Annotated in this window: 2 protein-coding genes; both read right to left on the bottom strand. The window is 51.3% G+C overall.

Annotation, left to right across the window (positions count from 1 at the left end):
* Positions 1–488: 488 nt before the first annotated feature.
* Positions 489–866, bottom strand: a complete 378-nt coding sequence (locus tag BG842_RS25050; RefSeq protein ID WP_083252433.1) for a hypothetical protein — start codon at positions 864–866, stop codon at positions 489–491.
* Between the two features lie 168 nt (positions 867–1,034).
* On the bottom strand, positions 1,035–1,595 hold a 561-nt coding region (locus BG842_RS25045; protein WP_342764834.1), incomplete at its 5' end, for an Lrp/AsnC family transcriptional regulator.

Raw genomic sequence — 1,595 nt, 5'->3', positions numbered from 1 at the left:
TCGATGTTGGCTTATTCGCTGATTAGTTTGCATCGGGAGTTCTGAGGTTTCGCTGTTCGTCAGATTTTTTGGCTATTCCTCCTGAGCCGTTCTCGCCTTCGCGCATAGATTCATGTGGGGTTGACGGAGGTGGTCTACCTCCGCTTGATTGATTAGGGTCTATTTGTCTCACTGCCTCATGTTGCACTAAGCAGGTGTGGAGACATCTACTACCGGCAGAAGGGCGGCAGAAGGTATTAATTCGGCTCAACTCAACTCTCTCAGCACGATTCACCAGAAGTACGCATCGAATCTGATAGGTATTCCGTTACAATCCATGCTGATCGAACTGTCACGGTGTCCGAGCCGAGTACCCAGGACGTCGCTACTACTAGCCGATCGAGAGGCTCCAAATTCTCGACGGCGGTGCTCTTCACGCGGACAGTGCAGTATACTCGACAGCAGGGTGACGAAGTGGGGAGGACCGATAACCTAGTAGCTGAACCGCATTATTCCTGTAGTGAGGATTCCTGTTCGCCAGTCGAAACCGTCACCAACAGTTCCTTGAGCAGCGCATCAACCTGTGGCGGGGCGCTGTAGGCGGCTTGCTGATCGGATTGGTTATACTCAATCACCCCTGCATCAGCGAGTTTGGGGAGATGAATATGATGGACCGCAATCTCTGTCTCCACGTCCCTCTCCGACGGTTCCCGGCCGGCACTCTGTGTCAGCTCCGTCACTAACGCAGAGATAGGCATAGGATCCGCTGTATCGCGAAGAGACTGGAGGAGAACCCGGCGCCGGTGATCGGCAAGGAGCTTGTATAAGAGAGTAAGCTGTTCCTTGGTGGTGCCACGATCGCCAATCGGGTGTTTATCCTCTCGCATACTCAAGTCTCGATTGGCCATACATATAATCATTATTTATAATTATCTAGTTATATTGGTGAATTCGCAGAAAGAGACTCGAAATATCGTGCATCAACACACAGTATGTGCTCTACCAGCACTATCTGGCTTTAAAAGTATGAAATGCACAATCGAATGGGTTGAAAATTAGCGCTCACGTTGTTCATCGGCGGTGGCTTCACTGAAATGGAAATGATCAAATGGTTGCATATGCCGCTCGCGCATGATCTCGGAACTCTCGATCGTGACACCAGACTCGTGCAGCGTGTCCGTGATACGCGTGATATCTTGCGTACTCGTCCCCACGACTTCGACGTAGATATTCCGCCGGCCAACGAGCATCTCGCGCACATCGACCACGCCCTGTATCTCGAGCATTTTCTGGACAAATTCGGATTGGTTGGTTGCGGGCACGGTACAGACGAACAGCACGCGCAGCGGGAGATTCGCCGCTTCATAATCGATCTCAGGATGATAGCCCTTGATGATGCCATCATCTTCGAGCGCTTCGATTCGGTTCCGGACAGTACTCGCCGAAACCCCGACTGTCTCTGCAATCTCTTGGGCAGTTGTATGCCGGGCATCTCGCTGGAGATGATAGAGGATACCACGGTCCACGTTGTCCAATGGTCGGCTCATAGTGACGGATACGGTAAGTGTGCATAAATAGAGTGTGTGAAACTGAGTGATTTCTCTACGTAAATGTCG

The organism is Haladaptatus sp. W1, from assembly GCF_001723155.1.
GTDB lineage: Archaea > Halobacteriota > Halobacteria > Halobacteriales > Haladaptataceae > Haladaptatus > Haladaptatus paucihalophilus.
Note: the sequence above shows the minus strand (reverse complement) of the source record. Positions and strands in the feature narration are given on the sequence as shown.